Raw genomic sequence first — 19,935 nt, 5'->3', positions numbered from 1 at the left:
TAGGCCGGCGACCGGCGGTCATCTGACGACGACGAGGTACTCGCCCCGGGGCACGAACTCACCGATCACCGGTGCGCCGGGAATCTCGCCGGCCAGCAGCAACCCGCCGGAGGTCTGCGCGTCGGCCAGCAGGACCGCCTCGGCGTCGTCGACGGCCGACAGGTCGCAGTGCGGCTGCGCCCAGGCGAGGTTGCGCCGGCTGCCGCCCGGCACGAACCCGTCCCGCAACGACTCCCGCGCGCCGTCGAGGTAGGGCACCGCACCCGCGTCGACGACGGCCGTCACGTTGCTGGCACGGGCGACCTTCAGCAGGTGGCCGAGCAGCCCGAAGCCGGTGACGTCGGTGGCGCAACGGATGCCTGCGCGCACCGCGGCCGCGGCGGCGTCGCGGTTGAGCGTCACCATCGTCTCCACGGCGTGCGGGAACCTCTCGCCGGTGTTCTTGTGCCGGCTGTTGAGAACGCCGAGCCCCAGCGGCTTGGTGAGCGTCAGCGGCTGGCCGGCCCGCGCCGCGTCGTTGCGCATCAGGCGGTCCGGCCGCACCAGCCCGGTGACCGCCATGCCGTACTTCGGCTCCGGGTCGTCGACGCTGTGCCCACCGGCGACGTGGCAGCCGGCGGCCCGTGCGACGTCGAGGCCGCCGCGCAGCACCTCGCGGGCGAGCTCGAACGGCAGGACGCCGCGCGGCCAGGCCAGCAGGTTGACCGCCACGAGCGGCGAGCCACCCATCGCGTACACGTCGGACAGCGCGTTGGCGGCGGCGATGCGTCCCCAGTCGTAGGCGTCGTCGACCACCGGTGTGAAGAAGTCCGTGGTGACCACCACGGCCCGGTGCTCGTCGAGCCTGACGACGGCCGCGTCGTCACCGTGTTCGAGCCCGACGAGGAGGTCGTCGGCCCGGCCCGTCCGGTCGCCGGGCGTCAGCAGCGTGGCGACCACGTCCTCCAGCTCGCCCGGCGGGATCTTGCACGCGCATCCACCGCCGTGCGCGTACTGGGTCAGCCGGGCCGGTGACCGCATGGTGGCCGTCATGCCGGCCTCCGCGCGACGAAGTCGCTGGCCTCCAGGATGGCCTTGATCCGGCGTTGGTTCTTGCGCCCGTGCTCGTCCATCCGGTCCTTCATGTCCGCCTCGCTGATGGAGTGCGCCGGGTCCACCTCGAAGTCCTGCGTCCACGTCATCGACGTGCCGGCGCCCTCGGGGCGGTACGTCCACCGCAGGTGCATGTACAGGAACGGGAACAGCGGCTCCTCGCGCGCGGAGATCGCGACGAGCTCCTCGTGGTCGAGGATCCGCCAGGACCGCCAGTCGAAGCCCTCGGCGTTGCGCAGGCGGAAGGTCAGCTTGCTGAACCTGCCGGACTCCTCCCGGGTCAGCACCTCACTGTGCAGGTACGCGTCGAACAGTTCCGTCCAGCGGTCAATGTCGTTTGTCACCTCGAACACGGTGACCGGCGGGCGGTCGACGTGGATGCGGTGTTGGATGCGCGGCATCGGGGCCTCCTGACGTATGGCCACCCGATGGTAGGGACGGATGGTGCCGACCCCTCCCCGGGAAAACCCCAGCCCACCGGGAGCCGTTCAGGCGCGGATGCGTCGGTAGCGCAGGACCGTGAGCGGAACCAGCACCGCGAGAAGCCCCACGGTCCACGCCAGCGTCAGGACCACGGGCCGGGCCACCGGACCGCCGAGAACCAGCGCCCGGGTGGCGTCGACCGCCGGCGTCACCGGGTTGACCCGGGCCACGGCCTGCAGCCAGCCCGGCATGCTGGCGACCGGCACGAACAACGACGCCACGAACACCGTCGGGATCGCGAGCAGCAGGCTGGTCATGGAGGCGGTCTCCACGCCGCGCGCCAGCAGGCCGATGAAAGCGCCGAGCCAGGACATCGCGACGCCGAACGCCAGCGCCAGGGCGACCGACGCGACCGCCGCGCCGGCACCGTTGTGGAAACGGAACCCGCACAGCGCACCCACCCCGATCACGACCAGGACGGCGAGCAGGTTGCGCACGGTGTCGAAGACCGCGCGACCGGCGAGGAGCGCCCAGCGGGTCATCGGCAGCGACCGGAACCGGTGGATCATCCCCTGGCTGAGGTCCTCCGCCACCCCGACGGCGGCGTTGTTGAGGTTGAACGTGACGGCCAGCACCATCACACCCGGTACGAGAAAGTCGATGTACTCGACGTCGGCCGGCTGCAGAGCGCCGCCGAACACGAAGTTGAACAGCAGCACCCACATGATCGGCAGCGCGGTCGCCGTCGCGATCAGGGCCGGCATCCGCAGGTGCGCGTACAGGTTCCGTCGTGTCATCACCACGACGTCGGTCAGCATCCGCGCCGGGGCCGGTGAAGAGCTCGTCATCGTCCGGTTCGCCTCCATGCCCGCCTCAGCGGGCGTCCGTTCCGGCGGGGACGGTGTCGTGGGTGTCCCCCGCGCCACCGGTCATCGCGAGGAACACGTCGTCGAGCGTCGGCCGGCGCAGAAGGACGCCGGACAGCTTCACCCGCGCGTCGTCGAGGTGCCGGACGACGGCCGGCAGCGCGGCGGCACCGTCGTCCACCGGAAGGGTCACCGTGCCGGAGCCCGCGTCGGTCGTGGCCTGGCCGGCGGCGAGCGCCGCCACCGCCGCCGCGGCGCGGGCCGTGTCGGCGGCGTCGGCGAGCCGCAGCTCCAGGCGGTCTCCGCCGAACGCCGACTTCAGCTCGTCGGCGGTACCGGTCGAGATGACCCGGCCCCGGTGCATCATGACGATCCGGTCGGCCAGCCGGTCGGCCTCCTCCAGGTACTGGGTGGTCAGCAGGACCGTCGTCCCGTCGTCGACGAGCCGACGGATGACCTCCCACAGCGCGATCCGCCCCTGCGGGTCGAGCCCGGTCGTCGGTTCGTCCAGGAACAGCACGGGTGGGCGTCCGACCAGGCTCGCGGCCAGATCCAGGCGGCGGCGCATGCCACCGGAGTACCCGCGGGCGGTGCGGTGTGCGGCGTCGGTCAGGTCCATCGTCTCCAGCAGCTCGCCGGCCCGCTGTCGCGAGGCGCGCCGTCCCAGGTGGTACAGCTGGCCGATCTGTTCGAGGTTCTCCCGGCCGGTCAGGAAGTCGTCGACGGCCGCGAGCTGCCCGGCCAGGCCGATTCTCGCGCGGACGCCCGCGGCCTCCCGTGCGACGTCGCACCCGGCCACCCTGGCCCATCCGGCGTCCGGTCGCACGAGGGTGGTGAGGATGTGCACCGTGGTCGTCTTGCCCGCGCCGTTGGGACCCAGCAGCGCCAGCACCGTTCCGGCGGGTACCGCCAGGTCGATTCCATCCACCGCGTCGACGTCCCCGTAGCGCTTGCGCAGGCCTTCGGCCTCGATCGGTTCGTCACCCATGGTCGGAGCTCCTCGTGCGTGGAGGCCGGGACGCGGTAGCGTAGCGTTGCTATAGGTAGCGATACTACCCTAGAGGCGGCCGGCGGGGTATCGACGGCGACCTCATAGGCACCGACTTATGTGTTGCCGTCGATTCGTTGGCCGGAATAGGCTGCGCACCACCGGCGGCCCACGCCGCCGACCATCAGGCCGGCCGCCACGCGGCCGTCACGGCTGTGGATAGCCCATGAATCGCTTCGCGTTCACCCTGTCCGTCCCACCGGCGGCGGCCGGCGCGGTCGCCGGGATCCTCGCGTACCACCTGCCCGGCGTCACGTGGGCGCGCGGGGACCGCGTCGTCCACGTCGTCGACACCGACGACGATCTCGACGCGGTCGCCACCCGCCTGTCGCACCGGCCGCACCGCACCCGGATCAGCCGGGTCCTCGCCGGCTACTGGCAACCACCCTCGTCTCCTGACGGTGACCCGTTCGTCGCGGCCACCGTGATGCAGACGCACACCCACCACGAACACGCCGACCCGGGTCGGCTCGCCCCGGTCGCCTGGTCGGCACACCTGCTACCGACGCGGGACCCCGGGCCGCCGGACGAGGGGGCGGATCGCGCACTGGTCAGCAGAACCGTATTCAGCCACCGCGACGTCGCGGTGTGCCTCCACGAGACCGCGTGCCACGGGCCGGACGTTCCTCCGGAGCCACCGACGCACCACGCCATGACACTGCTGTCCGCCACCCACCACTGGGCCGGCGAAGACCCGACGGGAGGCCGCGCACATGCCGGGACACACCGATAACGCGATCGTCATCGACGCGCCGATGGACGTGGTGTGGTCGATGACCAACGACGTCCGTTCCTGGCCGGAACTGTTCAGCGAGTACGCCTCCGCAGAGGTACTCGCCGACGACGGGACGACCATCCGGTTCCGGCTGACCACACATCCCGACGAGAGCGGACGACAGTGGACCTGGGTCTCGGAGCGGACGCCGGACCCGGCCACCCGCACCGTCCGGGCGCAGCGGATCGAGACCGGCCCGTTCGAGTACATGAACCTCTACTGGGAATACCGCGAGGAGGGTGGATCCGTATCGATGCGCTGGGTCCAGGACTTCCAGATGAAGCCCGACGCGCCGTTCGACGACCACACCATGACCGAGCGCCTCAACCGCACCAGCCGGGTCCAGCAGGCGCACGTACGCGACCGGATCGAGGAGAGGTACCGGGCCATGACCGCCACCGCCGACGCCGGCCCGCCGGGCGCCTGACCGTCGCGGTCACCCGCCGGCGTCGGCACACCATCGGTCGAGCACCCGCACGAGCCCGTCGAGGTCGCCGCCGCCGGCCCGGTAGGCGATGTGCCCGTCGGGTCGGACGAGGTACTGGGCCGCGTCGTCGGGTCCCATGCCCAGCCGCCGCAGCAGGCGGCCCTGCGGATCCGTCAGCACCCCGTTCCGGGCCGACAACCGCAGAACGACGACGGGCGCGGCGTAACGGTCTGGGATCCGGTCCAGCACCTCGGCGTCCCACTCCGCCGCGGACCCGCACAGCAGGACCGTCCAGGCGGACGGGTCGAGGACGCGGTGGATCGTGGTCGACCGTCCATCGTGGACGACCGGCGCGTCGGGGAACCGGTCGCCGGGCCGGGGTCCGCGCCCCGGCGGACGCGGTCCCTGTGACGACAGCGGGCTACGCCGGTAGTGGATCGCCAACTGCGAGATGACCCGGAACACGTACCCGCGCGTGCGTCCGGCCTTCAGCGCGAACGGCACCAGCCGGGGAGCGATCCTCGTGCGGACGAACGGCAACGGCCGCGCCGTCGACGTCGAGATCGTGTAGGCCCGGTCGGTGAAGCGCAGCACCCGCCGGCCGACCGGTGCACGCTCGGGCTCGTAGGTGTCCAGCAGGGCCGGCACCGCCCTGCCACCCACGACCAGGCCGAGCTTCCAGCCGAGGTTCACCGCGTCCTGGATGCCGGTGTTCATCCCCTGTGCGCCCGCGGGGCTGTGGATGTGCGCGGCGTCCCCGGCCAGGAACACCCGGCCCGTGCGGTACCGGGTCGCTCCGCGGTTGTACAGCCGGAAGTTGGTCATCCACACCGGGTCGCGCAACCGCACGCCTCCCCCGGTGTACGCGTCGACGAGTCGCTGCACCTCTTCCAGCGCCACCGGTTGTCCCGGTGTCGTCGGGTCGCCGCGTCGCCGCATCGCGAGCACGCGCCAGGTGGCCGGACGGCCGAGCGGGAAGAAGAACAGCATGCCCCGGCCGGACAGGTACGCGTGCGCCGCCCCGGGTTCCACGCCGTCGGCCTCCAGGTCGGCGAGAACGAAGGTCTGCGGGTACGCGGCGCCGACGAACCCGATCCCGGCCCGCTCACGGACGGTGCTCCGCGCGCCGTCGCAGCCGACGACGTACGCCGCGCGCACCTCCCCGGTGGTGCCGTCGTGCTGCCGCAGCCGACAGCGGACGCCACCGTTGACCTCGGTGAGGTCGGTCAGCTCCCATCCGCGCCGGACCGCCACGCCGCGGTCGGCGAGGTGCTCGCCCAGGATCCGCTCCGTCTCCGCCTGCGAGACGAACAGCAGGTATGGGTATGCGGTGTCGGTCGTCCCGATGTCGAACAGCGGGATGGTGACGGTGCGCCGCGGGAAGTGGATCCGCAGCCGCACCGCGCGGTTGCCGATCTCGACCAGCCGGTCGGTGACGCCCAGCGGCGCGAGCACCTCCAGGGTGCGTGGCTGGATGGCCAGTGCCCGGGACTCGTGCACCCGGTCACGCTGGCGGTCGACGACGAGGACCCGGGCGCCGTGCAGGTGCAACCGGGCCGCCAGCGCCAACCCGGTGGGGCCGGCGCCCACCACCAGCACGTCAGGATCGGGGAGGACCGCTTCGTCGTCCGACGCCACGGCTGGCAACCTACCGCGTGGCGGTCCGGCGCGGAACCGCGCCACCGGGCCTACTCAACGGGAACACCTTCGATCAGGCTCCAGGCCTCGCCCATCGCCATCACGCCGGTGATGCGGAAGCCGGCGCGGGCCAGCAGGACCTCGTACTCGCCGCGCGTGCGCTCCCTGCCGCCCATGAGGACGAGCATGTTGAGATCGGTCAGGGGACCCTTCTGCGCGCCACCTTCGGGCAGCACCCGTTCCACGACGAGGATCTTCCCGTCCGGCGGCATCACCGCGCGGCAGTTCGACAGGATGCGGTGGGCCGCCTCGTCGCTCCAGTCGTGCAGCACCTGGGAGAGGATGTACGTGTCCGCCCCGGCGGTGACCGACTCGAAGAAGTCTCCGTCGACCAGGTCGCACCGGTCGAGGACGCCGGCGTCCGCGAGAAAGCGCTTGGCGCCGTCGAGCACCGCGGCCCGTTCGAGCAGAATGCCGTGCACGGCCGGGTGCCGGCCGAGGATGGCGGCCAATAGCGCGCCGGTTCCACCGCCGATGTCGGCCACCCGCCGGCTGGTCGAGAAGTCGTAGAGGTCGGCGACGGCGGCCCGCGAACTGGCACCCGCCAACGCCTTCTGGAACACGCCGCGGGCGGCCGGGTTCCGTTGCAGGTACTCGAAGTACGGCATTCCGAAGATCGGCTCGAAGACGCTGCCGCCGGTGCGCACACCGTCGACGAGCCGTCCCCACGGCCGCCAGAACCACTCCTGCCCGTTCATCACCGCGAGGGCGTGCAGCGAACCGTCGACGTCGCTGCGCAGCAGCGCCGACAGCGGCGTCAACGCGAACCTGCGGGGCGACACCTCGGCGAAGACACCGACGCCGGCCAGAGCCCGCAGCAGCCGGTAGAGGCCGTCCTCGTCGGACCCGCTCGACCGGGCGAGCTCGTCGCACGGCCTGGCGCCGTCCTTCAGCAGATCCGGGATGCCGAGGACGGCGGCGACGTGGACGGCCTGCGACACCTGGTACGCCGAGATCATCTGGCGTAGCCGCATGGCCAGGTCGAGTGCGGACGGGTCGGGGGTGGGCCGTTGTTCGTCGGTGCTCGTCATGACAGCTCTCCTCGGTCAGGGTCGGCGGTCCGGACGGCGGGAACGGCGTCCGGGCCCTCCTCCCGCATGGGTATGTTCCGCAACAGGGCGGCGGCCAGGGCGGCCGCGACGAACGCGGGCACGATCCACAGGTAGACGTCGGTCAGTGCGTCGGCGAACGCCGAGACGTAGGTGGCACGCACGTCCGGCGGCAGGTGGGCGATCGCCTCCGACGACGCCGTGGCACCCGCGCCCGCCGGGATGTCGATGCTCCCGCCGGTCGGCAGATCGGTCAGGCCATCGGTCACCTGCCGGCTGAAGACGGCGCCGAGCACCGCGACCCCGACGGCGCCGCCGATCGTGCGCAGGAACGCGACGGTGGAGGTCGTGACGCCCATGGTGTCCGGCGCGGCCGTGTTCTGCGCCACCAGCACCAGAACCTGCATGCACAGGCCGATGCCGACGCCGACGGCGACCATGTAGGCCGTGATCGCGGTCCGCGACGTCGACGGCTCCGCGGTCTGCAGTAGGACCATGCCACCCCCGGCCACCAGCGGTCCCAGCACGGTGAAGGCCTTGTACCTGCCCGTTTTGGTGATGACCAGGCCGGCGACCACGGCCGCGACCGTGAGCCCGAGCATCAGCGGAAGCAGCAGGAGCCCCGAGTCCGTCGGACCCTCGCCCTTGACCAGTTGCAGGTACAGCGGGAGGAACGCGATCGCGCCGAACATGCCGAACCCGACGAAGAAACTCGAGGCGCACACGACGCTGAAGGTGCGGTCCCTGAACAGACCCAGCGGCAGCACCGGGTCGCCCGTCCGTCGCTCTACCACGACGAAGACCGCGATCGCGACCACGCCGAGCGACGACCAGATGATGATGGTCGAGGAGCTCCAGGCGTACTGCGCACCGCCCCACGACGTGACGAGGACGACCGCGACGATGGCCCAGGCCAGCACCGCGGCGCCGAGATAATCGAGTCGGCGACCGGTGCCGCGGCGCACCGTCGCCGGCATGGCCAGCGCGATGACGGCGAAGCACACCGCGCCGACGGGCAGGTTGATGTAGAAGATCCAACGCCAGCTGAGGTGCTCGGTGAACAGGCCACCGGCCAGCGGACCGATCACCGACGCCGCTCCGAACGAGGCGCCGAAGAAGCCCATGTACCGGCCCAGTTCCCGTGGGGTCACGATGTCGGCTCCCATCGCCACCGTGACCGTCAGCAGACCACCGCCGCCGATGCCCTGCAGGGCGCGGAAGGCGATGAGCTGCTCCAGGGACTGTGCGAGCCCCACCAGCGCCGAGCCGACGACGAAGACCACGACCGCGACCAGGAACACCGTCTTGCGCCCGTAGATGTCGCCGAGCTTGCCGGACAGCGGGGTCGACACCGCCACGCCCGCCAGGTAAGCGGTCACGACCCACGCGATGTGTTCGAGCCCGCCGAGGTCGGTGGCGATGGTCGGCAGCGCGGTGGCCACCACCGCCTGGTCGAGCGCGGCGACCAGCAGAGCCAACGCGAGGCCGGAGAAGATCAGCCGAATGCGGGCCGGGGACAGGCTTGGCGAATCCATGCGGTCACCCTCGGGGCGTCTCGCGGCCTACTGTGCGGCCGACAGGGTCAGGGCTGCGTCCAGGTCGGCGAATGCGCGGTCGCCGGCCGGCCGGTCGTGAACGGACGCGTCGGTCAGCAGGCACTCCAGGGCGAAGGCGCGCATGACGCTGTGCAGGACGTAGCGGTGCTGCGGCGACGTGGCCCCGCTCAGCACCTGGACGAAGTGCGCGTCGGCCAGTCGCAGGAGTGCCAGCTCGGCCGTCACCGGGTCCACCGGGACCACGCGTGCGGCGTCCGCGGCGCTGAAGCCACCGTCGTCGAGCGCCGGGAGCGCCCGGAACACGCGCCGGTCCTGGTCGCTCAACCTGAGGTAGCTGCCCACCAGCGCCGAGTGCAGGTCCGACCCCACGGTCGCCAGTGCGGACAGCGGCCGGGACCGGAACGTCTGCGACAGCGTGGTCAGGAACGCGCCCAGCCCCATGCGGGGAATCGCGGTGAGCCGCTGCCCGATCAGCCGGAGGGCGAGCGGCAGCCCGCCCATCATCCGCACGATCCCGACGGCGGCGGCCGGCTCGGCGTCCACGCGCCGTTCGCCCAGCATCCGCGCGAGCAGCGCGCGACCGTCGGCGGCGTCGAAGGGGCCGAGCTCACAGATCTCCGCACCGGGCAGCCCGTACAGGGGCGTCCGGCTCGTGACGACGACAGCACAACCGGGGCCGCCGGGTAGCAGAGCCTGGACCTGGTCGGCCGAGGCCGCGTCGTCCAGGACCACGAGGGCACGCCGGTCGGCGCTCCATGTCCGCAACGCGGCTGTCCGCTCCGCCGGGCAGGTCGGCACGTCGGCCGCGGCCATTCCGCTGCCACGCAGGAACAGGCCCGCGAGCTCGGCGGCGTCGGTGGCGGTCGCCTCCGTACCGCCGAGGCGGGCGAAGAACTGCCCGTCCGGAAAGGAGTCCCGCACCAGGTGGGCCAGGTGCACCGCGGCGGCGGTCTTGCCCACGCCGGGCATGCCCCGGATGGACAGGACCGGGATGACGTCGCCGCCGTGGGCCTCGGTCAGGCGCCGGACCGCGGTCCGCAGGAACTGTCCGCGGCCGGTGAAGTCGGGGATGTCCCGGGGCAGCTGCGCGGGTGGAACCGCGCGCGGCGACGTGACGGCACGCGGCCCACCGCCCGGTTCGAGCGCCGCGTCGCTGGACACCAGCGCCAGGTGGACCCGTTGCACGGTCTCCCCCGGCTCGATGCCCAGCTCCTCGACGAGCCGCTGACGGAGTGCCCGGTAGGACTCCAGGGCCTCGTTGCGCCGACCCGAGCGGTGGAGGGCGAGCATCAGCTTCGCGTGGAAGCCCTCGTGGAACGGCTGACCGGCCACGATCGCCCGCAGCTCGCCGATCACCTCGTGGTGGCGTCCCAGCCGCAGGTCAGCGTCGATCCGCAGATCCAGCGCCCGGAGCCGACCCTCCTCGAGGCGGCTCACGTGCCCGGACAACAAGTCGCCGCAGCGGATGTTGCCGAGCGCGCGGCCCCGGTACCGCGACAGGGCGTTGACCAGATGCTCCCGCGCACGGGCCGCATCGTCGGTGGAGAGCGCGGCGGCCCCCTCCGCCACGAGCCGCTCGAAGACCGTCACGTCGATCTCCCCCGGGGTGATCCGGGCCAGGTACCCCTGCTGTCGCGTCTGCAGGAACCCTGTGGCGCATGAGGGATCCCCGGCGAAGAGCTCCCGGCGCAGCTCGTAGATGTAGGTGTGCAGCGCCGCGGCGGCGTTCCGGGGTGGACGGTCGCCCCACACCTCGTCGACCAGCGCCTCGCGGTGGACGACCTCGTTGTGCCGCAACGCGAGAACGGCCAGGATCTGGCGGAGCTTCGGCGCGCTCGGCGTGACGTCGCGGCCGGCGACGAGCACGCTGAAGTCCCCGAGCAGGCGGATCCGCACTCCGAGGTCGTTGCCGCCGGCCCTGCCATCCATGTCGTGCCCCCCGGTCCAGAACGGCGACCAGCCCCCGTGCGGGCCGGGGCGCCGCAACCGCGCCCACGTCTGTCTGACCGGCCCAACGTAGCGAGACGGGACGCCGCCGGGACTAGGGCGATCACCAGTGCGGCCTGAGCCGTTCCTGATCGGTGCCTGATCGTCGTACGGCCACAATGGTGGCGCCCGCCGGCCGACGGCCGCCCACCCGAACGGGAGGAACACATGAGCGTCGTACCCGCGCTCGCACGGGACCTCATGAACTGCCGGATCGTCGACCTGTCCTGCGACGTCAGCGTCCACGAGAAGGGGCCGTTCGAGACGCGCATGGACGTGGTCGAGGCCGCCGACGGCGCACGGATCCTGTGCGAGCGCATGATCGGGCACATCGTCCCCGGAGCCGAGGGCCGGCTGCACGCCGGGGACTTCCCCGACTCCGCGTTCCTGCGCCACGAGATGGTCAGCGCCTCCACACACGCCGGATCGCACATCGACGCGCCGGGCCACTACGGCCCGCCGCACGACGGCAGCCGCGGCCACATCAACGACGCGCCGCTCGAGGCCTTCGTCGGACCGGGCGTGATGCTCGACGTCACCGGCATCCCCGGCTGGCGGGTCGAGGCCCGGCACATCAAGGCCGCGGTCGAGGCCGCCGAGGTCACGGACCTCGCCGGCTCCATCGTGCTGATCCACACCGAACGCGACAAGGCGATCGCCGCGGACGTCATCGAGACGCTCGTGGACCGGGGGGTCCGCGTCATCGGTACCGACGCCGACGGTTTCGACGGCTCCTTCGAGCGGATCATCAGGCGGTTCCTGGAGACCGGTGACCGGGCGACGCTGTGGCCGGCCCACTTCATCGGCCGCCGGCTGCCCTACTACCAGATCGAGCGCATGCGCAACCTGCACGAGCTTCCCGCGACCGGGTACGTCGTCATGGCGCTGCCGGTGCTGATCGAGGGAGCGACCGCCGCCTGGACCCGCGCCATCGCGTTCGTCCCGCCCTCCCCGTAACCCGTCAGACGTGCAGCCGGTCAGACGCGGACGTGTTCGCTGCGCAGCCCGAACGTGATGACGTGGCCCGTCAGCCGGCGGAAGACGCGGGTGACTACCGGCAGCGGCAGGTCGACCTCCTCGTCGAGGTTCAGCGTGGTCGGCAGCGCCGCCAGCCGCTGCGGGTCGAGGAGGTCGGGCACCTCCACGATGTCCCGCTGGACGAGGCGCTGCACCGCCTGCGTGAGGACGGTCGGCAGCTGCCGCCGACGCCTGACGCGGGCGAGGTCGCGTCCGGTGAGGCGCCCCCGCCGCAGCGGACCCGCCACGGCGTTCGCCGCCGCCACGGCGTCGTGCACCGCCATGTTGATGCCGAACCCGGCGACCGGAGACGACGCGTGCGCCGAGTCACCGATGCACAGGAAGCCGTCGCGGTGCCATCTCTTGAGCCGGTTCACCTGGACCTCGAGGAAGCCGACCTGCTCCCACGACCCGATCTCGTCCACCCGCGACCCGAGGAACGGCAACGCGTGCCGCACGATCGTGCGGAGGGCGTCGACCTCGTGGACGCGTAGCTTCCCGTAGGTGCCTTTCGGCACGACGTAACCGGCCTGCCAGTACGACCCGCGTTGGACCATGGCGAACACGTAGCCCGGCGCCAGGCGTACGAACGTGTCCTTCGGGTCCGTCGGCTCCCGGGAGACCCGGAACCACAACAGGTCCATGGGCGCGCCGAAGTCCCTCGGGACCAGACCGGCGCTGTCGCGCATCCGCGACCGGCGGCCGTCGGCGGCCACGGTCAGCCGGGCGGCGAGCTCGTGGACGCCGTCCGGGGTCCGGTACCGGACCCCGCGCACCGAGTCGCCACGGGTGAGCAGGTCGACCCCCTCCGCCTGCATCAGCAGCCGGAAGGTGGGGTACCGCTTGGCCTCCTCGGTCAGCATGCTGAGGAAGTCCCACTGCGGCACGTAGGTCACGTACGGGTACTTCGCCTTGGGGTTGGCGTAGTCGGTCAGCGGCAGCAGTCCCTCGTTCGTCACGATCTTGATCGCGAGCTCCCGTTCCACCGGCAGTTCGAAGTAGCGGTCGATCAGGCCGAGCTCGTCGAGAACGTGGAGGGTCGGTGGATGGATGACGTCGCCGCGGAAGTCGCGGAAGAAGTCCTGGTGCTTTTCCAGGACCACCACGTCGATGCCGGCGCGGGCCAGGATCAGTCCCAGCATCGCGCCGGCCGGGCCGCACCCCACGATGCAGCAGTCGACCCGGCCCTCCTCGACGGTCATCGCGACGGGTCCGGTACGACCGCCTCCACGGAGGACAGAAACGTCCCGGTGGGACGGACACCGACGTAGCGCAGCCCGCCGCGCTCCAGCAGAGCGCGCACCTGCCCGGTGCTGTGCTTGTGTCCGGCGCCGTTGAGGAGCAGCAGCAGGTCGAGCGCCGTCGTCACCTCCGGCTCCGGGTTGTGGTCGGTGAGGGACTGGATGACCACCACCCGCGCACCCGGCCGGGCGCTCGCGACCACGTTGGCGAGCGTGGCGACCGACGACTCGTCGTCCCACTCCAGCACGTTCTTCACCAGGTACACGTCGGCGACCACCGGAACCTCCGCCCGGCAGTCCCCGCCCACGATCTCGACCCGGTCGGCCAGGGGTCCGGTGCGCAGGTCGGCATGGGCACGGGCGACCACCGGCGGCAGGTCGAACAGCACACCCCGGACCGCCGGATGGTGCTCCAGGACGGTCTTGAGGAGCTGTCCCTGACCGCCGCCGATGTCGGCCACCACGGTGGCGTCGGTGAGGTCGAGCGACCGCGCGATCGCGTCGGAGGTGTGGTTGCTCGCCTGGGTCATGCCCCGGCCGAGCACCATCCCGGCGGCCGGGTCGTCCTCGTGGATGTAGTCGAAGACGTACTTACCGTAGATGCTCGGGAACACCGCCTCGCCGGTCCGGATGGACTCGTCGAGCCGGGGCCACAGCGGCCACAGCAACGGGTGTCCGATCCACTGGACCAGGTAGCTCACGCTGTTCGGGTCGTCCTCGCGGAGCAGCCGGGACACCTCGTTGTGACCGTACCGACCGTCGGAGGTGCGGACGAACACGCCCCTGCACTCCAGCGCGTCGAGCAGCCGGGTGAGGGTGTCGACCTCGGCGCCAACCTTGTTGGCGAGGGCCTCCGCGGTGGCCGGCTCGTCGCCGACCGCCTCCGGCAGGCCGAGCCGGATCGCGGCGATCAGCACACTGGTGGAGACCATCCCCCAGGCGCACTCCTTGATTTTCTGGACAGCCTGAAGCTCCGGCGACAAGACGAATTCGTCCACGTCCGCTCCTCTGCGGGTCGGCGTCGCGCCAGCATGACCGGCCCGGCTCAGGAACCGGTCAGGCCCGGACACCGTGTGGCCTGAGCGGTTCCTGAGCGGCGACCGCGACCATGCGGCCACAGGCCTCCTGTGGGATGCCGCCGAGAGGAGACGGATGATGGGACAGGGCAAGCTCGACGGCCGCGTGGCGATCGTGACGGGTGCCGCCGCGGGTATCGGCCAGGCGGCGGCGATCGCGCTGGCCGCCGAGGGTGCGGACGTGACGCTGGCCGATGTGGCCGACTGCGGCGACACCGCCCGGCGGATCACCGAGCTGGGGCGGCGCACACTCGCGGTGAAGTGCGACGTGTCCAACGGCGCCGAGGTGCGGTCGATGGTGGACCAGACCCTGGAGGCCTTCGGACGCCTCGACTGCGCCTTCAACAACGCGGGCACCGCCGGCGTCGCCGACCAGGTCGTCCACGAGGCCGACGAGGACGACTGGGACGACGTGCTGGCGACCAACCTCAAGGGTGTGTGGCTGTGCATGAAGTACCAGCTACCGCCGATGCTCGCGCAGGGCCACGGCTCGATCGTCAACGGCGCGTCCGCCGCCTCGATGATCGGGATCGCGAACAACGGCGCCTACATCGCCAGCAAGCACGGGATCATCGGCATCACCAAGACCGCCGCTCTGGAGTACGCAGCGCAGGGGGTGCGCGTCAACGCCCTCTGCCCGGGGCCCACACGCACGGCGATGATGGCGCGGTTCCTGCCGGCCCTTCCCGACGGCGTGCCGGTGGACGAGTCCGTCTACGCGAACATGGTTCCCATCGGACGGATGGCCGACCCCGCCGAGATCGCCCACTCCGTGGTGTGGCTGTGCACGGACGACTCGACCTACATGACCGGGCACGCCTTCGTCATCGACGGAGGGCTGCTGTCCCGGTGACACCGGTCGCGGCCTAGGGTTTTCCCGATTATCCGGCCGGTGACCGGCTTCGTAGCCTGACCGCATCACGCCCGACCAGGACCGGGAGGAACCCCGTGCAGGCATCGGCCGACATCTTCCACGCACTGCTGGCCTACAAGAAGAGCGCCATGCTTCGCACCGGAATCGAGCTCGGCGTCTTCGCCCGTCTCGCGGAGCGGCCGGCGACCGCCGACGAGGTGGCCCGGGACCTGGAGCTGGCGCCACGGGGCTCCCGGCTGCTCCTCAACGCGCTCGTCGCCATCGACGTGCTCGAGGAGACCGACGGTGTCTACCGCCTCGCGCCGCTGGCGGCCGAGACGTTGGACCCGAACCGCGACGGGTACCTCGGCGAGCTGAGCCGCATCCTCACCAGCCGCTGGGAGTGGGAGGCGATGGGCCGCCTGCCGGAGGCCGTGCGGCGCGGCGGCCCGGTCATCGCGGAGAACGCCGAACAGCTCGACTACGGCTACTACGAGGAGTTCGCCACCCACGCCGGCGCGGTGACCCGACCGACCGTGGCCCGGATGACCGGAACCGTCCACGACTGGGCGGCGCAGCGTGAGCGGCTGAACATCCTCGACCTGGCGTGTGGGCACGGGATGTACGGGCTCACGCTCGCACAGCAGCACCCCCACGCCAGGCTCTGGTCGGTGGACAGCGCGAAGGTCCTGGAGATCGCGCAGAAGAACGCGGCCCGGCTGGGCGTGGCCGACCGGATGCAGACGATCGCCGGCGACATGTTCACGCTCGACCTCGGCGGTCCGTACGACCTCGCGTTGATCACCAACGTGCTGCACCACCACACGCCCGAGCGCGCGACGGAGCTGATGCGGCGGGTCGCGGCGGTCACCCGCCCCGGCGGGAAGCTGGTCCTCGTCGGCATCACCGCCGACGACGGCCCGGTCCGGGAGAGCCCGGAGGCCCACCTGTTCTCGCTCCTGATGCTCGTGTGGACGGACAACGGCGAGGCGCACTCGGCCGGCTCCTACGAACGGATGCTCTCCGCGGCCGGCTACCGGGACATGCGGTTGTACCGCCAGGACGAGATCCCGATGCGCGTCATCGTCGCCGAGCGGGCCTGACAGGGTGCCGGGTCTTGCGACCCGGCACCTCCCGGCACCACGCTCAGCTGTCCGCGTCGGCCTTCCGCGCGCCCGGCAGCACCAGCGCGGCCACCAGTCCGACGAGGGCGATGACCGCCGTCACGGCGAACGCGGCCCGGAACCCTTCCGTCAGGGCGGGTCCGGTCGGGAGGGTCGAATCCGCGCGGGCCAGCACCTCCTGCGTGCGCGACACCGCGACCGTGGACGCGACCGCGGTACCCAGCGCCGCCCCGATGCGGAACGCCGTGTCGACCAGCCCCGAGGCGAGCCCCGAGTCCTGCTCGCGCACACCGGTGAGGGCGGCGATCTGGGCGGCGACGAACGCGGCACCCAGCCCGGGCCCGAACACGAGCATCGCGGCGAGCAGATCGTCGACATAGCCGCCGTCGGCGGAGACCCGGGTCAGCAGAAGGCATCCGCTGCCGAGGAGCACCATGCCGCACACCATCACCGGCCGCAGGCCGATCCTGGTCACCACCGCCTGCCCGGTGAGCGCGCCGACGATCGCCATGCCGGTCATCACCGCCGTCATGAGCCCGAACTGGATCGCCGAGTAGCCCAGCACCTGCTGGGCGTACAGGGTGAGGACGAACAGAACACCGTCGACGGTCATGCCGACCGCGAAGATGGCGACGTTGCCGCCCACCACCATGCGCGACCGGAGGATCGGCAACGGCAGCAGCGGTTCGGCCGTCCGGGTCTCGATGACGACGAACAACACGAACAGCACGGCGGCGGCGAGGAGCAGTCCGACCGTCACCCCGTCGGTCCAGCCGGTCCGCGGGGCCTTCACGACCGCGTAGACCACGAGCACCAGCGCGGCCGTGATGGTCACCGCGCCGCCGGGGTCGAAGGCCCGCGGCCGCCTCCGGTCGCTGCTCTCCCGCAGCAGGACGGGGCTGAGAGCCAGCGCCACCAGGCCGACCGGAACGTTGATGAAGAAGATCCACTCCCAGCCCAATCCGGAGGTGACGCTGCCGCCGACCAGAAGGCCCGCGGTGGCGCCGATCCCGCCGATCCCGCCCCAGATACCCAGTGCCGTGTTGCGTTCCGGGCCCTCCGGGAAGGTGGTCATCACGATGGCGAGGGCGCTCGGTCCGAGGAACGCGGCGGCCGTGCCCTGCAGCGCCCGGGCACCCACGAGGACCCCTCCGGACCAGGCGAGGCCGCACAGCAGCGATGCCGCCACGAACAACACCAGACCGGTCATGAAGACCCGGCGCCGTCCGAGCAGGTCGGCGAGACGACCGCCGAACAGCATGAGGCCACCGAAGGTCAGCGCGTAAGCGGTGAGGACCCACTGCACGCCGCTGGTCGAGAACCCGAGCTCCTCCTTCATCGACGGTATCGCCGTGAGCACGATCGTCCCGTCGAGGATGATCATGAGGAAGGCGACACTGAGCAACGCCAGGGCCTTCCACCGGCGCGGATCGAGGCCATCGCTCACCGTCGATGTGCCCGGACCCGACCGTCCGTCGACCAACTCGCTGTCCATGCGTCTCCTCCCCACGCCGCCACCGCGGCTGGTGGCCCTGCAACCGTTACGGCAGCACCGTGACCCGCGCACCGGGGGTAACCCCAGGGCAGCGGGTACCGCCGCCCGCTACGCTTCGCCGCGCCGTGGACCACATCCGGATGGAGCGGTGACTGCGATGACAGCGACGCGTTTCTACAAGCGACCGACCGCTTTCCGCCGGCGGGTGTACGACCCGGTGATGCGGTGGCTCATCCTGCGGTTCGGGTTCGGCGGCATCATCGACCGGCGGGGCGGTCTGGACACCGTGCAGGTGCTGGCCGTGCGTGGCCGCCGTTCGGGACGCTGGTACGAGCGCCCGGTGGGCATCAGCGTGTTCAACGGGACCAGGCACGTCGTCGGCTTCTACGGCCACACGGAGTGGGCCCGCAACCTCCGCGCCGGCTCGGAGGCGGAGGTGCGCGCGAAGAGCCGGGCGGTGCCTGTGCGCGCGGTGGAACTCGCCGGTGACGAGAAGGCGCTGTTCATGCGCGACCTGGTGAACCGCTACCGCTTCTTCGCCCGCGCGTGGCTGAAGGTGCGTCCGACGCGGATGACCGACGGGGATCTCGACCGCCTGCTGAGCGACTATCCCGTGTTCCGGCTCGAGGATCGACCGGGCCCGCCGGGGCCGCCCTAGGGTTTGCACCGGTCAATGTCGCGCGAAGCGGCACTTATCCTCGCCACGTCGTGCCGCAAGTATCTCCAGTCGATACGCAGCTGCGAGCGGAGCACAGATGAAGATTGTCAACGCCAAGGACGTGCCCACCGACATCGTGCGGGAGCCCGGTGCGAAACAGGTCGTCATCCGACGGGTCATCGACACACCCGATGGCGCCGACCGGTTCCTGATGAGCATCTTCGAGCTCGCACCCAACGGCGCCACGCCACCGCACCACCACGAGTGGGAACACGAGATCTACGTACTCAGTGGCAGCCTGCGCGTCGAGCTTCCCGCCGAGAACCGCGCGTACGCGCTCCGCAAGGGTGACGTGGTCTTCATCCCGCGCGGCGAGCCGCACGGCCTCGCCACCGGTCCCGACGAGCGGGCCGAACTGCTTCTCGTCGCGCCGGCCGAACGGCCACCGACGCGCAGCGTGTTCCTGTCCGACGAGCCCTACGAGTTCGACGAGCGGCTGACCGAGGCCGCCGCACGGGACAACGGATCGGACGCCGACGTCACGGCGGGCTGGCCGTCGCAGGAAACCGTACGGCTGCACCGCCTCATGTTCGGGTACCTGTCGTCGAAGGCGCTGTTCTCCGCCGTCGAGCTGGGGCTCTTCGACGCCCTCGAGGAGCGGCCGGGCACGGCGACCGAGGTCGGCGAACGGCTCGGACTCCCCGACCGCTCGGCCCGCATGCTCCTGACCGCGCTGCACGGCGAACGGCTCGTCGACCGCGACGAGCGCGGCGTGTTCCGCAACGCACCGGTGGCCAGCCGGCATCTGGTGAGCACCGCGCCGGAGTACCTCGGCGACCTCGCGGCGCACCAGGACTCGCACTTCGGCCGCTTCGCCCATCTCACGAAGGCGTTGCGGGACAACGCTCCCATCCGGGTTGACGGCGACAGGGACCACCCCGCGTTCGGCGGACCGGTGCGTTTCGCACAGGTCACCCGGGCCGCGTCGCTGATGATGGCCGGCGGTCTGGCCGAACACACGTCCTTGAAGGGGCACAGCCATCTGGTCGACCTCGGCTGCGGGTCCTGCGCGTACTCGATCGCGCTCGCCCGGGCCAACCCCGACCTGCGCGTCACGGCGGTGGACCGGCCGGCGGTGTGCGACATGGCACGCGAGAACGTCGAGCGGGCCGGCCTCAGCGACCGGATCACCGTCGTTCCCGGCGACATCTTCACCGACACGTTCCCGGACGGCGACGTGGTGCTGCTGTCCAACGTCGTGGAGGGCTTCGATCCCCAGCGGGCGCAGGACCTCATCGGGCACGTGCACGGCTGGCTGCCGCGCGGCGGTGAGATCGTCGTACACGCGCACATGTGGGAGCACGCCGAGACGCCGTTCCCGTACCAGATCGGCCTGATCCTGGTCGTCAACAACACGATGGGCGGTGAACCCTACGGCGCCGAGGTCACCCGGTCGTGGCTGGAGCAGGCCGGCTTCCGTCCACAGCCGACGGTCGCGACGTCACCGATCTCGGCGGTCGCACGGGCCGTCAAGGAGTAGGACCCGGGGCC

At 71.5% G+C, this 19,935-nt stretch carries 18 protein-coding genes; 7 read left to right on the top strand and 11 right to left on the bottom strand.

Annotated features, from left to right (window positions below):
• Window positions 1-18 precede the first annotated feature (18 nt).
• From selD to Voc01_RS28100, 4 genes are all read right to left on the bottom strand, one after another.
• Entirely contained in the window at window positions 19-1,020 is a 1,002-nt protein-coding gene (gene selD / locus Voc01_RS28115) for a selenide, water dikinase SelD (protein WP_373873879.1), read from the bottom strand.
• Window positions 1,021-1,028: 8 nt separating this feature from the next.
• The gene (locus Voc01_RS28110) at window positions 1,029-1,493 is read right to left on the bottom strand and encodes an SRPBCC family protein (RefSeq protein WP_203930582.1); all 465 of its coding nucleotides are present in this window, start codon (window positions 1,491-1,493) and stop codon (window positions 1,029-1,031) included.
• Between the two features lie 87 nt (window positions 1,494-1,580).
• Window positions 1,581-2,363, bottom strand: a complete 783-nt coding sequence (locus Voc01_RS28105) for an ABC transporter permease (protein ID WP_203930581.1) — start codon at window positions 2,361-2,363, stop codon at window positions 1,581-1,583.
• Window positions 2,364-2,388: 25 nt separating this feature from the next.
• Window positions 2,389-3,369, bottom strand: coding sequence for an ATP-binding cassette domain-containing protein (locus Voc01_RS28100; protein ID WP_203930580.1), 981 nt, complete (start codon window positions 3,367-3,369; stop codon window positions 2,389-2,391).
• Between the two features lie 226 nt (window positions 3,370-3,595).
• Here Voc01_RS28100 and Voc01_RS28095 point away from each other — a divergent pair, with 226 nt between their 5' ends.
• Together Voc01_RS28095 and Voc01_RS28090 are read left to right on the top strand one after the other, a co-directional pair.
• Window positions 3,596-4,162: a hypothetical protein gene (locus tag Voc01_RS28095; RefSeq protein WP_203930579.1), complete on the top strand. Its 567-nt coding sequence runs from the start codon at window positions 3,596-3,598 to the stop codon at window positions 4,160-4,162.
• Entirely contained in the window at window positions 4,143-4,631 is a 489-nt protein-coding gene (locus Voc01_RS28090) for an SRPBCC family protein (protein ID WP_203930578.1), read from the top strand. The genes Voc01_RS28095 and Voc01_RS28090 overlap by 20 nt, the downstream gene beginning before the upstream one ends.
• A 9-nt stretch (window positions 4,632-4,640) precedes the next feature.
• Here Voc01_RS28090 and Voc01_RS28085 read toward each other — a convergent pair whose 3' ends face one another.
• The 4 genes from Voc01_RS28085 to Voc01_RS28070 are packed head-to-tail and all read right to left on the bottom strand — an operon-like array spanning window position 4,641 to window position 10,863.
• On the bottom strand, window positions 4,641-6,269 hold the full coding sequence (locus tag Voc01_RS28085; protein ID WP_203930577.1) for an FAD-dependent monooxygenase: 1,629 nt from the start codon (window positions 6,267-6,269) through the stop codon (window positions 4,641-4,643).
• Window positions 6,270-6,319: 50 nt separating this feature from the next.
• Complete coding sequence (locus Voc01_RS28080) at window positions 6,320-7,360, bottom strand: methyltransferase (RefSeq protein WP_203930576.1); 1,041 nt, start codon at window positions 7,358-7,360, stop codon at window positions 6,320-6,322.
• Window positions 7,357-8,913, bottom strand: a complete 1,557-nt coding sequence (locus tag Voc01_RS28075; protein ID WP_203930575.1) for an MDR family MFS transporter — start codon at window positions 8,911-8,913, stop codon at window positions 7,357-7,359. The genes Voc01_RS28080 and Voc01_RS28075 overlap by 4 nt, the downstream gene beginning before the upstream one ends.
• A gap of 27 nt (window positions 8,914-8,940) precedes the next feature.
• Complete coding sequence (locus tag Voc01_RS28070; RefSeq protein WP_203930574.1) at window positions 8,941-10,863, bottom strand: AfsR/SARP family transcriptional regulator; 1,923 nt, start codon at window positions 10,861-10,863, stop codon at window positions 8,941-8,943.
• Between the two features lie 225 nt (window positions 10,864-11,088).
• On the opposite strand from Voc01_RS28070, the gene Voc01_RS28065 reads away from it, so the two are divergent.
• Window positions 11,089-11,877, top strand: a complete 789-nt coding sequence (locus Voc01_RS28065) for a cyclase family protein (RefSeq protein ID WP_203930573.1) — start codon at window positions 11,089-11,091, stop codon at window positions 11,875-11,877.
• Between the two features lie 20 nt (window positions 11,878-11,897).
• Here Voc01_RS28065 and Voc01_RS28060 read toward each other — a convergent pair whose 3' ends face one another.
• Entirely contained in the window at window positions 11,898-13,139 is a 1,242-nt protein-coding gene (locus Voc01_RS28060) for an FAD-dependent oxidoreductase (protein WP_203930572.1), read from the bottom strand.
• The gene (locus Voc01_RS28055; RefSeq protein ID WP_203930571.1) at window positions 13,136-14,176 is read right to left on the bottom strand and encodes a methyltransferase; all 1,041 of its coding nucleotides are present in this window, start codon (window positions 14,174-14,176) and stop codon (window positions 13,136-13,138) included. Before Voc01_RS28055 ends, Voc01_RS28060 begins: the two co-directional genes overlap by 4 nt.
• A 157-nt stretch (window positions 14,177-14,333) precedes the next feature.
• Here Voc01_RS28055 and Voc01_RS28050 point away from each other — a divergent pair, with 157 nt between their 5' ends.
• Together Voc01_RS28050 and Voc01_RS28045 are read left to right on the top strand one after the other, a co-directional pair.
• A complete protein-coding gene (locus tag Voc01_RS28050; RefSeq protein WP_203930570.1) occupies window positions 14,334-15,107 on the top strand; it encodes an SDR family oxidoreductase in 774 nt (257 codons plus the stop codon).
• A 95-nt stretch (window positions 15,108-15,202) separates the two neighbouring features.
• Window positions 15,203-16,210, top strand: coding sequence for a class I SAM-dependent methyltransferase (locus tag Voc01_RS28045; RefSeq protein ID WP_203930569.1), 1,008 nt, complete (start codon window positions 15,203-15,205; stop codon window positions 16,208-16,210).
• A 43-nt stretch (window positions 16,211-16,253) separates the two neighbouring features.
• Here Voc01_RS28045 and Voc01_RS28040 read toward each other — a convergent pair whose 3' ends face one another.
• On the bottom strand, window positions 16,254-17,726 hold the full coding sequence (locus Voc01_RS28040; RefSeq protein ID WP_203930568.1) for an MFS transporter: 1,473 nt from the start codon (window positions 17,724-17,726) through the stop codon (window positions 16,254-16,256).
• Between the two features lie 157 nt (window positions 17,727-17,883).
• Between Voc01_RS28040 and Voc01_RS28035 the strand changes: the two genes are divergently transcribed.
• Both Voc01_RS28035 and Voc01_RS28030 read left to right on the top strand, forming a co-directional pair.
• Window positions 17,884-18,384, top strand: a complete 501-nt coding sequence (locus tag Voc01_RS28035; RefSeq protein ID WP_203930567.1) for a nitroreductase/quinone reductase family protein — start codon at window positions 17,884-17,886, stop codon at window positions 18,382-18,384.
• A gap of 97 nt (window positions 18,385-18,481) precedes the next feature.
• Window positions 18,482-19,924: a methyltransferase gene (locus tag Voc01_RS28030; RefSeq protein ID WP_203930566.1), complete on the top strand. Its 1,443-nt coding sequence runs from the start codon at window positions 18,482-18,484 to the stop codon at window positions 19,922-19,924.
• Window positions 19,925-19,935: the final 11 nt, after the last annotated feature.

This window comes from Virgisporangium ochraceum, assembly GCF_016863655.1.
GTDB lineage: Bacteria > Actinomycetota > Actinomycetes > Mycobacteriales > Micromonosporaceae > Virgisporangium > Virgisporangium ochraceum.
Note: the sequence above shows the minus strand (reverse complement) of the source record. Positions and strands in the feature narration are given on the sequence as shown.